General features: G+C 62.9%; 11 protein-coding genes and 1 pseudogene. 5 read left to right on the top strand and 7 right to left on the bottom strand.

Annotated elements, in window-relative coordinates; genetic code table 11:
* Positions 1 to 171: 171 nt before the first annotated feature.
* The 3 genes from B7Y43_RS10975 to B7Y43_RS10965 are packed head-to-tail and all read left to right on the top strand — an operon-like array spanning position 172 to position 7255.
* Positions 172 to 2514: a CHAT domain-containing protein gene (locus B7Y43_RS10975; RefSeq protein WP_374131691.1), complete on the top strand. Its 2343-nt coding sequence runs from the start codon at positions 172 to 174 to the stop codon at positions 2512 to 2514.
* The gene (locus B7Y43_RS10970) at positions 2511 to 5351 is read left to right on the top strand and encodes a filamentous hemagglutinin N-terminal domain-containing protein (protein ID WP_374131690.1); all 2841 of its coding nucleotides are present in this window, start codon (positions 2511 to 2513) and stop codon (positions 5349 to 5351) included. The genes B7Y43_RS10975 and B7Y43_RS10970 overlap by 4 nt, the downstream gene beginning before the upstream one ends.
* A gap of 38 nt (positions 5352 to 5389) precedes the next feature.
* Entirely contained in the window at positions 5390 to 7255 is a 1866-nt protein-coding gene (locus B7Y43_RS10965; RefSeq protein WP_374131689.1) for a ShlB/FhaC/HecB family hemolysin secretion/activation protein, read from the top strand.
* Between the two features lie 30 nt (positions 7256 to 7285).
* Here B7Y43_RS10965 and B7Y43_RS10960 read toward each other — a convergent pair whose 3' ends face one another.
* Positions 7286 to 8041 (bottom strand): hypothetical protein, encoded by a 756-nt coding sequence (locus B7Y43_RS10960; RefSeq protein ID WP_374131688.1) that lies wholly within the window; start codon positions 8039 to 8041, stop codon positions 7286 to 7288.
* 86 nt (positions 8042 to 8127) lie between these two features.
* Here B7Y43_RS10960 and B7Y43_RS10955 point away from each other — a divergent pair, with 86 nt between their 5' ends.
* Complete coding sequence (locus B7Y43_RS10955; RefSeq protein WP_374131687.1) at positions 8128 to 8619, top strand: hypothetical protein; 492 nt, start codon at positions 8128 to 8130, stop codon at positions 8617 to 8619.
* Between the two features lie 229 nt (positions 8620 to 8848).
* Here the strand turns inward: B7Y43_RS10955 and B7Y43_RS10950 are convergent.
* Positions 8849 to 9034: pseudogene (locus tag B7Y43_RS10950) on the bottom strand (DDE-type integrase/transposase/recombinase); the annotation flags it as partial.
* Positions 9035 to 9117: 83 nt separating this feature from the next.
* Entirely contained in the window at positions 9118 to 9426 is a 309-nt protein-coding gene (locus B7Y43_RS10945) for a hypothetical protein (RefSeq protein ID WP_374131686.1), read from the bottom strand.
* Positions 9427 to 9796: 370 nt separating this feature from the next.
* Here B7Y43_RS10945 and B7Y43_RS10940 point away from each other — a divergent pair, with 370 nt between their 5' ends.
* Positions 9797 to 11005, top strand: a complete 1209-nt coding sequence (locus tag B7Y43_RS10940; RefSeq protein WP_374131685.1) for an outer membrane beta-barrel protein — start codon at positions 9797 to 9799, stop codon at positions 11003 to 11005.
* Between the two features lie 197 nt (positions 11006 to 11202).
* On the opposite strand, the gene B7Y43_RS10935 is transcribed toward B7Y43_RS10940, so the two are convergent.
* The 4 genes from B7Y43_RS10935 to metK form a co-directional block, all read right to left on the bottom strand.
* Entirely contained in the window at positions 11203 to 12063 is an 861-nt protein-coding gene (locus B7Y43_RS10935) for an IS6 family transposase (protein ID WP_374131684.1), read from the bottom strand.
* Positions 12002 to 12682 (bottom strand): tRNA (guanosine(46)-N(7))-methyltransferase TrmB, encoded by a 681-nt coding sequence (gene trmB / locus B7Y43_RS10930; RefSeq protein ID WP_374131683.1) that lies wholly within the window; start codon positions 12680 to 12682, stop codon positions 12002 to 12004. Before trmB ends, B7Y43_RS10935 begins: the two co-directional genes overlap by 62 nt.
* Before the next feature lie 128 nt (positions 12683 to 12810).
* Positions 12811 to 14334, bottom strand: a complete 1524-nt coding sequence (locus B7Y43_RS10925; protein ID WP_374131682.1) for a S41 family peptidase — start codon at positions 14332 to 14334, stop codon at positions 12811 to 12813.
* A 139-nt stretch (positions 14335 to 14473) separates the two neighbouring features.
* On the bottom strand, positions 14474 to 15694 hold the full coding sequence (metK, locus tag B7Y43_RS10920; RefSeq protein WP_374131681.1) for a methionine adenosyltransferase: 1221 nt from the start codon (positions 15692 to 15694) through the stop codon (positions 14474 to 14476).
* Between the last annotated feature and the right edge of the window lie 63 nt (positions 15695 to 15757).

The following is a 15757-nucleotide window of genomic DNA, read 5'->3' as shown; positions in this document are numbered from 1 at the left end:
CGGCGGACGTGCCCGGCGCTAAAGAAATTGTATGCATTGGTAGCCTAATCATGATTTCGGTAAACATCAGAGAAGCAAAAGGGCTTTGGATTTTCCGCATCGCCGCCGTTTTGCGAATTGCCTAGTCCGTGATAAGCCAGCTCTATGGGGGCTTGGCAATTTTTCGTCTCGGTGCGAACGCCTCGGTTTGTTGCCGCATTGGCGGGGGTCATCCTTGCCTTCCCGGCGGCAGCAGCGGCACCGAAATCAATCTGTCAGACCGGTTCTGTCCCCGAAGCTGGAGTTTCCGCGCCGTTATTGGAGCGGGCAAGCCTCGCGGCAGAGGACGCCATTGAACGGCGGCTTTCCGGTGGCGGCGGTCCAAGCGAGATTGCCCTGCTCGCGGTCGCTGACGAACCGATGAGCCCAATTTCGCCTGCAGTCCGAGCACGTTATTGTGCTGCTGCGGGGGAGCTGATGCGGGTCGATCCGGGCGGTAACCAGTTGGAAGCCAGGCAATTTCTGGTCGCGGCTGTCAATCTGGCGCGACAAGCCGGCGACGCCGCCGGCGAGGCGCGTGCTGCCTATCGATTGGGGTTGACACTGCTGGGTGGCGACAGCGCCGTCGGCACCAACACACGCGGCACAGCGCAGCCCATTATGGCGCCAGCCGACAGCAATATTCCTGTGCCGAGCGAGGATGATCCGTGTCAGGCGATCGAAGCGCCCGTCATACGCGGTGCCGCCGCAATCTTGGCACGAGCTGCTCTTGGTTGTTCCGCTGCACGCGCGCTTGAGGCAGGCGATGCCGACCGCGCGGCGCTCGCCCGACTTCGTTTAGCTCGCTTGATGCTATCGGACATTACCATAGCGCCGTTCCGTGCCGCTTCACTGCGCGGAGAAGCCGCAATTGCAGTGCGTCAAGGTCTCCAAGCCGCGCAGCACATTGGCTCTCCCCTGCGACGTGCGCTGCTCACCGGGCGGCTTGCCGAGGCAATGGCCGCAGCCAATCCCGCCGACGATGCGATTGGATCGGCGATCAAGTCGATGCACGCAGACGCGCGGGGCGACGCCGCGACATTGGCATTTGCGGCCGGACTAGAGGGCCAGATCGCGCTTGCGAAAGGCGATCGCCAAGCCGCAGTAATCGCACTCGAACGAGCGGTGTTTCTTGAAGGGCAGCGTAGCCAGCCGTTGCGCCTGCCCGGCTGGCTGTTGTTGTTGGCCGAGGCGCGCCCCGATCGCCGGGTGGCGTTGGTGTTACAGGCTTATCGCGCGCTGGAGGCGATCCGGCCGATTTTGCCGCTCAATGATCCGCTGACGGAGGAGTCTAATTTCGCCTTGCAGATGCGACCTGTTTTCGAGGCGGCGGTCGCGGCGCAGCTTGCCGAGGCGGGGTCGGACCAAACCCGTATCGCCAGCGTTCAACGCATCGTCGAAACCTATCGCGAGGCGGAGTTGCAGTCAGCGTTCGGCGCCAATTGCGTACCGGCCCGCGACCCAGTCGATCCGGCCGCGCTGCGGACTGGCGAAGTCTTGCTCTATCCGATTCTTCTCGATGATCGCGTCGAGCTGTTATTCGTCGCGGGCGGGCGCGACGGCACTGCAAGCTTCAGCCGCCTTGCGACAGGCACGCCCATCACCCGCAGGGCAGTCGTCCAGCTCGTCGACGAAATGGCGAGTTCGCTGATCGGCGGCGGTGACGAACGCTGGAAAGACGCCGCGCACGCGCTCTACGATCTGCTCATCAAGCCGATCGAAGGCCGGCTGCTGCCCCGTGGGACGCTCGTGATCGTCCCCGATGGTCCGCTACGCGCGCTGCCGTTCGCGGCACTGATCGATGGCAATGGCAAATATCTGATTGAGCGGACGCAGCTCTCGCTGGCGCCAGCGCTCGCTTATTCGCAGCCAGGGCGTGATCGCAGCGGCCGGGCGCTGAAGGTCGTCGCGGTGGCGCTCCAGCGTGATGTCGATCTGCCCGCGGGGCGTTTCGCCAAGCTTGAGGGCACGCGCGACGAAGCCCTGGCCGCCGCTGGCCCGGGCGGCACCGTGATCGACGATTTTCGCGCAACCGACCTCCGGCGCGCGTTAGCGCGTGGGCATGTAGATGTGCTGCATCTGGCGACGCACGCTGCGTTCAACGGGCGGTCGGACCGCAGCTTCATCGTCGCCAACGGCGAAGCGATCCCGCTGGCCGATCTGCGCGGCTTGATCGGCGACGGGCGCGCGCGCGGCGACGATCTCGATCTGCTGGTGCTGAGCGCGTGCGAGACCGCCGTTGGCGACGATCTGGCCAGCATGGGGCTGGCCGGTGCCGCCGTTCAATCGGGTGCTGACAGCGCGATTGCCTCGCTCTGGTCGGTCAACGATACCGGCGCCGTCGCGCTGATGAAGGGCTTTTACGACCGCTACCGGGCAGGCGACGGCAAGGCGGCCGCGCTGCGGCAGGCGCAACTGGCATTGATCAGTCGCGCGGGCGATCTGTCGCACCCGTCGATCTGGGCGGCATTCACGCTTCTGGGTGGTTGGCGGTGAGGCGCTGTGCCATCATGGTCGGGGCATCGGCCTTGGCGCTGCTGGCGGCACATCCGGTGCGCGCGCAGACGGCGATTACCCCCGATAGCCAGCCCGGGGTTGGTACGGGCACAACGGCAACGACGGCCGGCACCATAACCGCAATCGACGGTGGTCGCCGTGTCGGCGACAATTTGTTCCACAGCTTTACCAGCTTTTCGCTGGGCACGGGGGACAGCGCGGTCTGGGTGCGATCGGGCGGCGACGGCGGCAGCATTGCCAATGTCATCAACCGGGTCACGGGCGGCACGATCTCGACGATCGATGGCACGATCGCGACCCAAGGCCTGGACCGCGCCAATTTCTTCTTCATCAACCCAGCCGGAATCATCTTTGGGACGAATGCCTCGGTTGCGGTGCCCAATGCTGCCTATTTCTCGACGGCGAACACGCTGCGTTTTGCTGACGGCGGCGTCTTCGGGGTCACGACGCCCAGCGGTTCAACCTTTTCGATGGCGGCGCCCAGCGCGTTCGGTTTCCTTGGAACGCGGGGTGACATCACCGTGCGCGGCGCCGGGACAGGCTTTGTCGGCCCGAATACCAGCCTGTCGTTGAGCGCGGCCAACATCGCGATCGATCGATCGACCTTCTCGCCCGGCGCGCTCGATCTGCTTGCGCTCGGCGCAGCCAATCTCAATGTCGCGCTCGATTCGCCGCTCGCGACGCGGTTTCCAGGTGGCACCCTGTCGCTGGCCGACAGTTTCATCAGCGTCGAGCCAAGCGCCAGCCAGACCGGCCTGTTGCGCGCCAATGCCGGGCGGATCACGCTCACCAGCTCGATTCTTGCAGCCGATTCGAACGACCGCGGCGCTGCGGGTCTGCGCGTGCTCGCCGGCGATCTGATCCTTCGCGCGGCGGTCGGCGGCGCCCATCAAACCTATCTTGGCAGTTTCGCGCCCGATTTCGGCAATGCCGCAGCGGTCGATATCGACGCGTTGCGGATCGCGCTGTCGGACACCAGCCAGATCAGCTCGCAGGCGCTGCCCGGCGCGCTTGGCAATGCTGGCGATATCCGTATCCGCGCCGGATCGTTGCTGATCGAAACGGGCGCTTCGATCATTTCCTCCGCTTACGGTGATTCTCGATCGGGCAACATCGCCATCACGGCCGACAGCATCGCCATCGGATCGGGCGGACTGATCGAATCGACGACTTTCGGCACGGGGGATGGCGGTGATCTGACGATCAACGCCGGATCGCTGACGATGGACAATGGCGTGATCGCTGCCGAGGCCGAACAAGGCGCAACCGGTGATGCCGGGACGATTACGCTGAGCGCATCGACGGTCGCGCTCACCAACGGCGCACGCATTTCGTCTTCAAATCTGGGGGCTGGCCTTGGTGGACTGGTCGACATCACGGCCGACATGATCACGCTGCGGAACGGTTCGCGGATCGAGTCAGATGCCATCGGCTCGACGAGCGGCGGTGCAGGGGTGGTCTCCATCGCCGGCCGGGCGATCCGGATCGAATCGGGCAGCGAGATTTCGTCGGTTACCGAGGGATCGGGCGATGCCGGTGCGGTGGCTATCACAGCGGACAGTCTGGTGATCGACGATGGCGCGATCAACAGCGCGGCACTAGGCGGTACGGGTGCCGCCGGTATCGTCGGGATCACGGCCAACAACCTCGATCTCCGCAACACCGGTGAGATCACAACATCGACGCTGGGATCAGGGGCGGCCGGATTCATCCAGGTCGAGGCAAGATCGATTGCGATGTCGAGCGGTGGCGCGATCACCTCGCAAACCTTTGCCGCCGGTAGGGCGGGCGATATTGTCATCAAGCCGCGCGCGGGCACGGCGCCCGATATTTCGATCACCGGCGAATCGCGGATCACCTCGGCGCAAACTGGCGCGCGTGCAACGGGCGATGCTGGCAATATCCTGATCGATGCCAATCGGCTTTACCTGGGCCCGGCGGCTACACCGTCGATTAGCACCAACGTGGCCAATCGTGGCCTTGCAGGGGTGATCGACATTACCGCGAAATCGGTGGTGCTCGATGGTGCGGAGATCGCCTCGGCGGCGACGGGCACCGTGTCGGGCACGGCGGGCGCGATCGATATCACTGCCGACATGCTTAGCATCGTCAATGGCGGGCGGATTGAAACCACATCGTTCAACCCCGATCCGGCGGGCGCGATCAGCCTGAAGTTGGGAACGCTGGCCGCTCAAGGAACTGGCTCGGAGATCACCAGCGAAAATCTGTCGCAGCGCGGCGGGACGGCTGGCGGCATTTCGATCGAGGCGAACCGCATCGACCTGCTCGACGGTGCTGCAATCTCGACCAATTCGATCGCAGGCGCCGCAGGCGACATCACCTTGCTGATGCCGCGCACCGGTACGCTGGTGCTTCGCGGTGCGGCGCAGTCGGGCTTGATCACGACATCGTCGGGACCAGGTACCGGCGGCCTGATCACGATCGCCAGCCCCTATCTCATCCTGTCGGACGGGGGCCAGATTCTCGCCCTTGGCCAGGCTTTCGGGGCGGATGTGCTGCTCCAGTCCGATTTCTACATCCGCTCTTCGGATCGGCTGAATCTCCTTTCGGTCGATGGCGCCTTGCTGGTCGACAGCCAGGTGGGCGATCTGTCGACCGGGGCCGAGGCGATCGACCTGTCGTTCCTCGATGCCTCATCAGTGCTCCGCGGCCAGTGCGCTGCCGCGCGGCGCGGCGGTACTAACCAGCTCAACCTTCGCTCGACGGGCCCCTATGCTGGCCTGCTCGAAGCGAGCCGTGAGGTCGCGACTGACGTGGCGCAACTGCCTGTCCGCTCGAATTTGTGCGCGCCGTGATCGGTTTGAAACCGTTCCGAATCCTGGTGGCGTCGACGGTGATCTGCAGCACCTGCGGCTACGCCCAGGACCGCCCCGAACCGCTGCAGGGCCGGACCGGCCCCGACGCATCGGCGCCGGCACTGCCCGCTTATTCCAGCCCGCAGTCGCCGATTGTCCCAATGGTCGAGGCACCGCCGATCAGCGCCGCCAACCCGAGCGACGTCGATGTCATCATTTCGGACGTCATCGTGACCAGCGGGCCAGGCATGGCACCTGCGCTGCCCAGTTGGGCGCCCGCGAGTGATCCTGTCACCGGGATTTCGCTTGATCGTCCCGAATCAACCGGGTTCGACGCAGCCTGGGTCAAGCGTCAGGTCGTGCAGAACGGTTTAGTGGGCGCGCGGGTGCCGCTCGACCGCGTTACTGCACTGATCCAGATCATTAATATCGCGCTCGCCCGCAACGGCTATATCAATTCAGGCGTGCGGATCACTGGCGGCGAGCTGGTCGATGGCGGCGTGCTGCACCTTGAGCTGATCTTCGGTCGTCTGACAGATCCGGGCGATGGCGGTTTGGTCGGCGTCAGCTGGGGTGCGGGCGGCCCACGTGGGCTAACGCCTGACTATGTGACGGATCGGATGCGACCGGCCGGTGACGTGCCGCTCAATGCCTTTTCGGTCGAACGCGCTTTTCGCCTGCTGTCGGAAAATCCGGCGATCGCAACGGTGCGTGCCGATCTGCGGCCGGGCGCAAGCCCTGGCGAAGCGACGCTGGCGCTGACGGTGGATCCGGCAGAGCGCACCGACCTGTATTTCAATTTCGCCAATAGCCGCTCGCCAGCCGTCGGGGGCCAGCGCGGCGCGATTGGAGGGTCTATCCGCAACCTGATCAAGGCAGGCGATCTCGCCAGTGCCGAGGCCGGGATCACCGCCGGCCAGCCCGATGCATCGGCAAGCTATCAGCTGCCGGTGCTGGGCACGCGCACCACGCTGATCCTGCGCGGCGGCTATAATCGGGCATCGGTGGTCGACCGTCCGCTGGTGCCGCTCGACATCAGCGCGCGCGACTGGAATGTCGAAGGCGGGCTGAACCAGTTGCTTGTCGCCGAGCCGTTGACCCCGCGGCCGACCGGCGGCTGGCGTGCGGCACGCAGTATCTCTGTGGGATGGCGGCTCGCGCACCGTGAAACGCAGACATTCCTGCTCGGCCAGCCCTTTTCTTTTGCGCCCGGAGCGGTCAACGGACGGTCGGATTACACCGCGCTGCGGCTCGTCGCCGACTGGGTCGAACGCGGCATTTCCCAGGTCACCGCGCTGTCGTTGACGTTGACGCAGGGGCTCGCTGGATCGCGGGTGATGCCGACCAATGCCGCCGACGCGGCCGACTTGTTACGCCGGGTGCCGAAGACCGATTTCCGCGCCGCACTGATCCAGGCCAGCCATGCGCGCCGCTTGACTGGCAAGGGCCTCGAACTGCGGCTACGCGTTACCGGCCAATGGGCCGATGGCTTGCTTTATTCGGGCGAGCGACTGGCGGTCGGCGGTGAATTCACTGTTCGTGGATATCGTGAAACCCTTGCCCTGGTCGACCGCGGCGTCGTTGGCTCGGTCGAACTTTACCAGCCTGTGTCGCTATCGGGTCGGGGTGCCAGCGCCAACGGGGTCAATCTTGCAGCATTCGGCATGTCGGTCTTCGTCGACGGTGCTATCCTGAGCAATGCCCTCGATCCGCAGCCGCAGCCAAGCGAACTCGCCAGCATCGGTGCCAGCCTGGCGTGGATTCCGTCGGACGCGTTCACTGCGCGGGTCGGCTATGCCCATGCCTTGATAGAAGCGCGCCAAGTCGGCAGTCGCGACCTGCAGGACCGTGGCTTTCAGTTCCGCCTGACGCTCCACCCTCTGGCACTGTTTCGTAAGCGCTAGGCCATTGCGGTGGCGGCACCGACAGCCAGGCTACAGGATCGGCGCACCCGAAACATCGGTCTTCTTGCAGCTGACAGTCATCCACCCGGTCTTGCGCACATAGGCCAAATCGATCTTGCGCCCTTCGCAGGTTATACGGCGCTTGCCATCGCTGTAAAAATTTACCGAAACGGCAAACCTGCTTGGTCCTTTGGCAATCGCCGTCACGGCCTCGTCGAAAGTGCCGAACTGCGCGCAAGCCTTGTCATTGCCATCGCAATTCCAGTCGGTGATGGGATAGGTGAGATACGGTGAGCGGACAGCACCACCGGGAATGTCGATAATCTCGTCGCCCTGCTCGATCGCCAGCAGCCCAGGCAGCGTGATGCAGCGCGCACCGATGTCGCATTTACTGGCTGCGTCCGGATCGTTGGTGAAGACGGGCTTGACGATGCCGGCAAACTTGAAGGCGGGCCCCCCGACGATCGGCGTGATCGACGCACCCATCAGCACATCGCCGTGCTGGGAATCGGCGGCGTTTATAGTGGCCAGGCGCATCGCCATCGTCAGCACGGCCTTGTCGCCAACGCCATCGCGATAGAGGATCACCTGTTCGGGCGGCTGGACGACGATCACGGAGCCACGCAGTGCAGCGAACGCATTGATCGCGGCCAGCATGACGGCAAGGAAAAAGCCCGCAGCGCCAATGGTAATGCGTCGATGCCACGTATCGCGGACGCGCTCTCGTTCCGCCGACGTGGTGGGCGGATCGTCGTCCATCATCAGGTTCGCCATATCTTCGATCATCGTGCGTCCCCGTTTGGCCTGCAAACTTGCTGCGTCCCGGTGTCAGGCGTAAGGATATTGAACGGCGACGTCGAGGGGAGCAGGACATGACAAAGTGGTTTCGCGGCGGCACGGCACTGATGGCGATCGGGCTGCCAGCGGCGGCAATAGCCCAGGCCTTTTCGCTGACGGTCGTCGAATTTGCCGGTGGGCCCGATCAGCTCATCAGCTTCAACACGGGCAAGGTGGTGGCTTATGACGCTAGCGATACGCCGATGTTCCGGGCCGATCGCGCGTTCCTTTTCGGTGACGGCAGCAAGCTAGGGAATCCGGCCGGACGTGTTTTTGCCTGGGATCTGGTGCGCAAAAAGGTGCGGGTCAGCGCCGCGGGCCGCCCCCAGATTTGGCTCGCCTGCAGCGAGTTGAATCCAATGTCGCTGGCTTGTTCGACCACGCTGCGCATCGCCAATGATGGATCGCTGGTGATTTCGGGTACGGGCTTGAACGGAGGGCTACGCGGGAACGGACCGATCGAAGCGGATGCGGCAACGCTAGCACGCCTCCCCGATTGTCCAGGCGATCCTCGTTGCCCATCATGATGGTGCTGTCAGTCTAACGCGAACCGGTTTCCGCTAATTGGAGCTCGGTCGCGAGCGCCATGGATTATCCCATGACCAGCTGCCACTCAGCCAGGGCGGCTGAGCGGCGTTCTTTGAAGATTTGGCGATCGACGATGTGGCGTTCAAGGTTGAGGTGATTGTGAACATTGGCGTGGACCGAGGCGCACTTTTGTCATGTCTTCATTCGCCTGAACCGGCGCATCGCGCGCTATCGTCGTCGGAAAGAAAAATGACTGTTTTCGGCCCGGTTGTTCGACCATCGGCCCATTTCGCGACGATCGGAATTTCCCAACTCACGCATGCCTGCGGGGTAGGATTTGAACCCGTCTGTCACGATTGCCTCGGCCTGGCTCTGGCGCTTCAGCGCCTTCTTCATAAAGGGGAGCGCCACTGATTTGTGCCGCTTTTTGGTAACGTAGCTCTCGAGGACCTCGCCTTTATGATCGACGGCCCGTCAGAGCTAAACCATTTCGCCGTTCAGGTTGGCTTCGCCGCCCTTCGGGTCACGTACATCTCGTCCAGATTCCAGCGCCAGTGGGAATAGCTGCGCATCCGCGACACCCGCTGGCGACGGATATGACCAGCGAACATCGGGCCAAACCTGTTCCACCAATGCCGCACCGTCTCGTCGCAGATGTCGATGCCGCGCCCGAACAGCAGGTCCTCGACGTTTCGGAGCGACAGCGGAAATCGCACATATATCAGCACCACCAGCCGGATCACCTCGGGCGACGAGTTGAAACAGCGAAAAGGGGAGGGAGGTTTTGCTCTGGATTTGCGGCTCATTCGCGCCCGCTATCAGTCTCAGTCGAGGACTGCCACATTGGTTTGACAAGGCCGTCTTCCTTTCCTTGGGCGCGCCAGAAGGAAGGGCGGCCCCCTTCGGCTGGCTGCTTGCAGCAGCCGCTCAGGACTGGCTTCGACTTCGATCAGGGGGGATGGATTTGGGGCGCGCGTGCCGGTCGCTGTTGCAAAAGTATCGCAGTCCGATCTTTTTGCGCTGCAGCACGGACGGCAATTGACCAGCAAGATGCTTATGGTAATTGAAGGACACCATACAGGACTTGGCACCACACGGTGAGAGGCCACGCCGCGTGCGGTCGCAGGCAGGAACGTAACCTTAATCCAGGAATCAGTCCCAGGGAGGTCGTTCCACATGAAGTTCCGTCTCGCCACCAAAGCATTGCTGTGTGCCTTTTCTGCGTTCGCCGCCACGGCCGCGCACGCTGAGGACGCCGCATCTTCGTCGGAGGCCGCATCTTCGTCGGAGGCCGCACCTTCGTCGGAGGCCGCACCTCCCCCGGCGCTGCTCCCGGCCCTTGCCGGCCCGTTGAGCTATAACCCCGAGCCGATCAGCCTCGATCTGGCGGGCTCCAAGGTCTATGTCACCGCCATTGCCAGCGGTTATCTCGGCACACAGTCCAACACCACGCCGGGTGTGGCAAGCAGCTTTGCCGATCTTTCGAATGCGCAGGTCATCGTGCAGAAGCCGGAAGGCGTGCTCCAATTCCTCGTGCAGGCCGGCCTCTACAATCAGGAAACGCTGGGCGCTGCCTTTGTGAAGTCCACCGACTACACCACCAACAGCTATGGCGTAGTGCCCCAAGCCTGGGTGAAGATCGCGCCCTCGTCCACGTTCAACGTGCAGGCCGGTATCCTGCCCACGCTGATCGGGCTGGAAGCGCCCTTCACCTTCCAGAACCTCAACATCGAACGTGGCATCCTGTGGGGCCAGGAAAATGTGATGACCCGCGGTGTGCAGGCCAATCTGACGGCCGGTAAGCTGAGCTTCAGCCTTGCTTTCACCGATGGCTTTTTCTCCGGCAGGTTCAACTGGTTGTCGGGTGTCGTCAGCTATGTTGACGGGCCGCACACCCTCTCGGTGGTGCTTGGCGGCGCGCTTAGCAGGAATTATCGTTCCACCTTCAACACGCCACTGGTGCAGAACAACAGCACCATCCTCAACGTGATCTACAGCTATTCCGGCAGCAAGTGGCTGGTGCAGCCCTATTTCCAATATGCCTGGGTGCCGGACCTACCACTGGCGGGCACCACGAAGGCGGAGAATTACGCCTTCGGCCTGCTCGCCAAGTACAAGTTCGACGATAACTGGAGCCTGCCGGTGCGCTTCGAATATATCGACAGCAACCGCCCGCGCGCCACGGCAGCAAGCTTCCTTTACGGTCCGGGCTCAAACGCCTTCACCTTCACCGCCACACCCACCTATACATGGAACCGGTTCTTCATCCGGCCGGAATTTTCCTATGTCCGTGCCAGCGGGATCACGCCTGGCGCCGCCTTTGGTCCTGCGGGCCTGAACAGGGAGCAGGTGCGCGGGCGGCTGGAGTTTGGCGTGATGTTCTGATCTCCGCCGGAGTCTGGGGATAGCGTGCGACGCTATCCCCAGACTCCGGCAAGATCGGCCAGCGAACAAAACGTCGGCACGACCAGCACTGACCCGACGTTCGTCGCCTCGCTGACCGCTGCATTCGGTGCTGTCAGTCTTGTGCGAACTCGTCTCTCGACGATGCAGATCGGGCTTTGGTCCGAAGGTTCAGGTGGCTAGCGATTGCCACTCGGCCAGCGCGGCCGAACGGCGTTTTTTGAATGTTTGGCGATCGACGATGTGGCAATCACGATTGACCCGAAGGGCGGCGCAGCCAACTGATTGTGGACGTTTGCGTGAACCGAGGCGAACTTTTGCAGTGTCTTCATTCGCCTGAGCCGGAGCATCGCCCGCTCCCTTCGTCGGAAGGGAAGATGGCTGTTCTCAGCCCGGTTGTTGTCCCATCGGCCCATCTCGCGACGGTCGGGATTGCCCAACTCGCGCATCGCTGCGGGGTAGGATTTCAGCCCGTCAGTAACGATGACCTCGGCCCGGCCGCGCCGCTTCAGCGCCTTCTTCATGAAGGTGAGAGCCGCTGATTTGTCGTGCTTTTTCGTACCGTAGCTCTCGAGGACCTCGCCTTCGTGATCAACACCCCTCCAGAGGTAAACCATCTCGCCGTTCAGCGTTACGTGCATCGCGTCCAGGTGCCATCGCTGATGGCGAAACCCGCGCATCCGACTGATCCGTTGCCGCCGAATGTCACCAGCGGGCATTGGCCCAAACCTGTTCCACCACATCCGAACGGTTTCATGACACAAGTCGATGCCGCGCTCGAATAGCAGGTCCTCGACATTTCGCAGCGACAGCGAAAACCGCACATGCATCAGCACCATCAGCCGGATTACCTCAGGTGACGAGTTGAAACAGCGAAAAGGCGAGGCGGGTTTTGCTCTGGATTTGCGGCTCATGCGCGCCAGCAAGCAGCACCCGTCGCTGACTGCCACATTGGTTTGGCAGCGCCATTCTTGATAATCACACTCGGGTATATTTGAAATACCACACCTCGCGGCCTTGCCGCCGGGCTTTGCGCTCATAGCGGGTTTCGGGCCAGTCAGCCGGGCGGGTGAGGAAATCCGCCGCGCTGCCCGCCTGCCAGGCGAAATCACGGCGCGCGTTCATAATCATCATCGACCAGCGGCAATATGTGGGGTCATCGGTGCCAAGCCTGAATTCACCACCGGGCTGCAGCTTGGCGTGGATCAGGTCGAGCGGGCCGTTGTTGATCATCCGCCGCTTGGCGTGGCGCGCCTTTCGCCAGGGGTCGGGATGGAGCAGATAGACGCGTTCCAGGCTGGCATCGGGTAGCCGCTCAAGGACTGTCAGCGCATCGCCCATGTGCAGGCGGACATTGGCGAGGTTTCCGTCGCGGATATGACCGAGCGCGCCGACTACGCCGTTCAGGAACGGCTCGCAGCCGATAAAGCCAGTGTCGGGGTTGGCGCTGGCCTGACCAGCGAGATGCTCGCCCGCGCCAAAGCCAATCTCCAGCTGAAGCGGGCGCGGATCGCCGAACAGCCGCACCCCGTCGAGCGGGCCGTCTTCGGGCACCGACACGTCGGGCAGCAATTCCTCGACAAGTGCCGCCTGGCCCTGACGCAGCTTATGCCCCTGGCGACGGCCATAGAGGCGGCGGATGGTGGTGGGATCGTTCATGGTGCGCTCGGGTAGCGGAGCGGACACGAAAGTCCAGCCAAGTGCGCCCGAAGGGAGCGTTGGGTCGGCGCGCGAGGCAGTCCGCTTTAACTCCTGCCGAAAGCGCTATCCTCAATCCCCAGACAATTTCAATCGCGCTGGCGGTCGAGCCAATCGACGACGAATTTCACCGGATCCTTCTCGCTATCGGGAATACGGATGTCGGGCGCGATCCCGCCCGTATCGACCGGATCGTCAGGCAAGCGCATCGACCGCGATGTTGCCCATGCCACCTGATAGCGGCCCGACGGCAGGTTCATGCCAACCACATTGGCGAAATCGAGCACGCCCGCGGAATTACGCTGGCCGAACAACGTCACCTTATGGCTTTGCCGCGCGTCGAGCAGAAATTGTTCCCCGGTGCTGCCGGCGCCGTCGATCATGACGGCAATGCGTTTGGGAAACGGCAATACTTGATCATACTTCTGGACACTGAATGGCCTGGCGTCGGCTGAGAAATAGCCGCCGAAGTTTTTTTCCATCAGGGCGTTCTGGGCGTCGAGAGTGGCCGCCGTATCGGGCGACTGCTTGCGAATCTTGTCGGCGACTTCGCGCCGCAGCGTGAGATTGTCGGCGCTGGCCCGCATTTCGACGCCGATTGTGTAAACGGGTTTTGTGTACAGAAACGGCAGCAGCACTTCATAGACAAAATCGCTGCCGCCCCCGTTATCGCGCAGGTCGATCAGCAGGTTGGGCGCCTTTGCCAGATCGTCGCGGTGCGCCTCCAGCAGGTCCTTGAGGGGCTTATACCGTTCGTCGCTGAAATCCGGCATCCGCAGCCACAGGGTGGTCGGCGACAGGCGCTTCAGGAACATCGTGTCCGACGGAAAGGCGCGCGCGACCGCATCGGCATCGGCGACTTCGGGAATTTCGCGCGACCAGATACCCCAGCCTTCAAGCGATACGGCCGCGCCGCTGGCGACGACGCTGGCGGTGGTCTTTTCCTCGCCATGGTCGCCCCGGCGATACAGCGTGGCGAGCTTGCCGTCGGCACCATAAGCCAGTTCGGCCTTGATCTGGCCGGGTCGCCAGTCCTCCGACGTTGTTGTCAGCACGACAGCGGCAAATCGGCCGGGCGCGGTGCCATGGCGCAAGATGCCGACGCGGTAGCGATCGCCGCCGATCGACCAGATGCCTTCGACAGGGTCGCGCTTGTCGCCCAGGGCGGCGAGCCGCGCCCTGACGCTCTTTTCAGTCCAGTTCAACGCCGGATAGCGGGCCGCCGCGCCCTTCTGATTTGATGTCGCGGCTGCGCCATGCTGGGCGAGTTGGCCGAACTGAACGTGCCGATCCTTGAAGAACCCGATCCATTCTTGCGCGATAGCTGCGAATTCGTCGTCAGATGCCGTCGCGGCACGAACGCGGAGCCGGGCCGTCAGTGCATCGAGATCGGGGCGCGTGGCGGCGGTGACCTTGGTGTCCCACCCCGCATAATTGGCAGCGATCTTGGCAACCAGAAAGTCGAAGTCCCGCAGGTTCAGTGTCGCGCGATCGACTGACGCTGGAGAGGAGGGCTGCGACTGGGGTGTCGGTGCGGCCACGCTTTGCGGTGCTGCGATCAGGAGCGCCAGCATGAAGGCCGCGCTGCCCGAAAGTCGTCGGCTAGTCTTCATGGCATTCCCCCTCGCGCTGAATTTATCGCGATTTCAATGCAAGACAAGCGTATCCGACCATAGTTTGACAGCAAACCACCCCGCACATCGATGGATGTACGGGGTGGCTGTAGGTGCTAGCTGCTGATGAAACGCGGGCTTACGCTACCGCGGCCTTCAGCTTCTCGACCAGATCGGTTGCTTCCCAGGTGAAAGCATTGCCCTCTGCCTTGCGGCCGAAATGGCCATAAGCGGCGGTCTGCTGATAGATGGGCGCGTTGAGCTTCAGATGCTCGCGGATGCCGCGTGGCGTCAGGCGGACGAGCTGGGGAAGTACTTCTTCAATCTTCGCTTCGGAAACGGTACCGGTGCCGTGCAGATCGACATAGAGCGACAGCGGCTCGGCGATGCCGATCGCATAGCTGAGCTGGATCGTGCAGCGGCGCGCAAGGCCGGCCGCGACGACATTCTTCGCCAGATAGCGCGCGACATAAGCCGCTGAGCGATCGACCTTGGTGGGGTCCTTGCCGCTGAACGCGCCGCCGCCGTGTGGCGCTGCACCGCCATACGTATCGACAATGATCTTGCGACCCGTCACGCCCGCATCGCCGTCCGGCCCGCCGATTTCGAAGCGGCCGGTCGGGTTGACGTAGATTTTGGTCTCGTCAGTGATGAAGCCCGCAGGCAGCACCTTGTGGAAAACGCCGACCACATAATCGCGCAGTACGGCATATTTCTCCGGATCGCTGCCCTCGGCACCGTCGTCGCAATAGCCCGGGGCATGCTGGGTTGAAACGACCAGCGCGGTCGCGTGGACCGGCACCTCGTTTTCATAGTGCAGCGTCACCTGGCTCTTGGCGTCGGGCTCCAGGAAGGGCGCCGCGCCGGAATGACGATCGGCGGCCATGGTTTCGAGGATGCGGTGCGAATAATAAAGCGTCGCAGGCAGCAGATCGGGGGTCTCGTCGGTCGCATAGCCGAACATGATGCCCTGGTCGCCAGCGCCTTCTTCCTTGTTGCCGCTTTCATCGACGCCCTGCGCGATGTGTGCGCTCTGGCCGTGGAGATGGTTGGCGAAATCAAAGGTCTGCCAGTGGAAGCCGTCCTGCTCATAGCCGATGCGCTTCACCGTCGCGCGGACGGCAGCTTCGATTTCCTCGCGCGAGCCCGGCGTCCATTCGCCATTCTCATACACGCCCTTGCAGCGGATTTCGCCGGCCAGAACGACCCGGTTGGTGGTCGTCAGCGTTTCACAAGCGATGCGGGCATAGGGATCCTTCGACAGAAACAGATCGACGACGGCATCCGAAATCTGGTCGGCGACCTTGTCGGGATGGCCTTCGGAAACTGATTCGGAAGTGAAGAGAAACGATGCGCGCATGGAAATCCCTCTGATTAGGCCGGAAAATAGGCCGAGAACAACATATAAAGCTTTCGTTATATG

The sequence above is a fragment of the Sphingomonas sp. 28-62-20 genome, from assembly GCF_002281505.1.
Note: the sequence above shows the minus strand (reverse complement) of the source record. Positions and strands in the feature narration are given on the sequence as shown.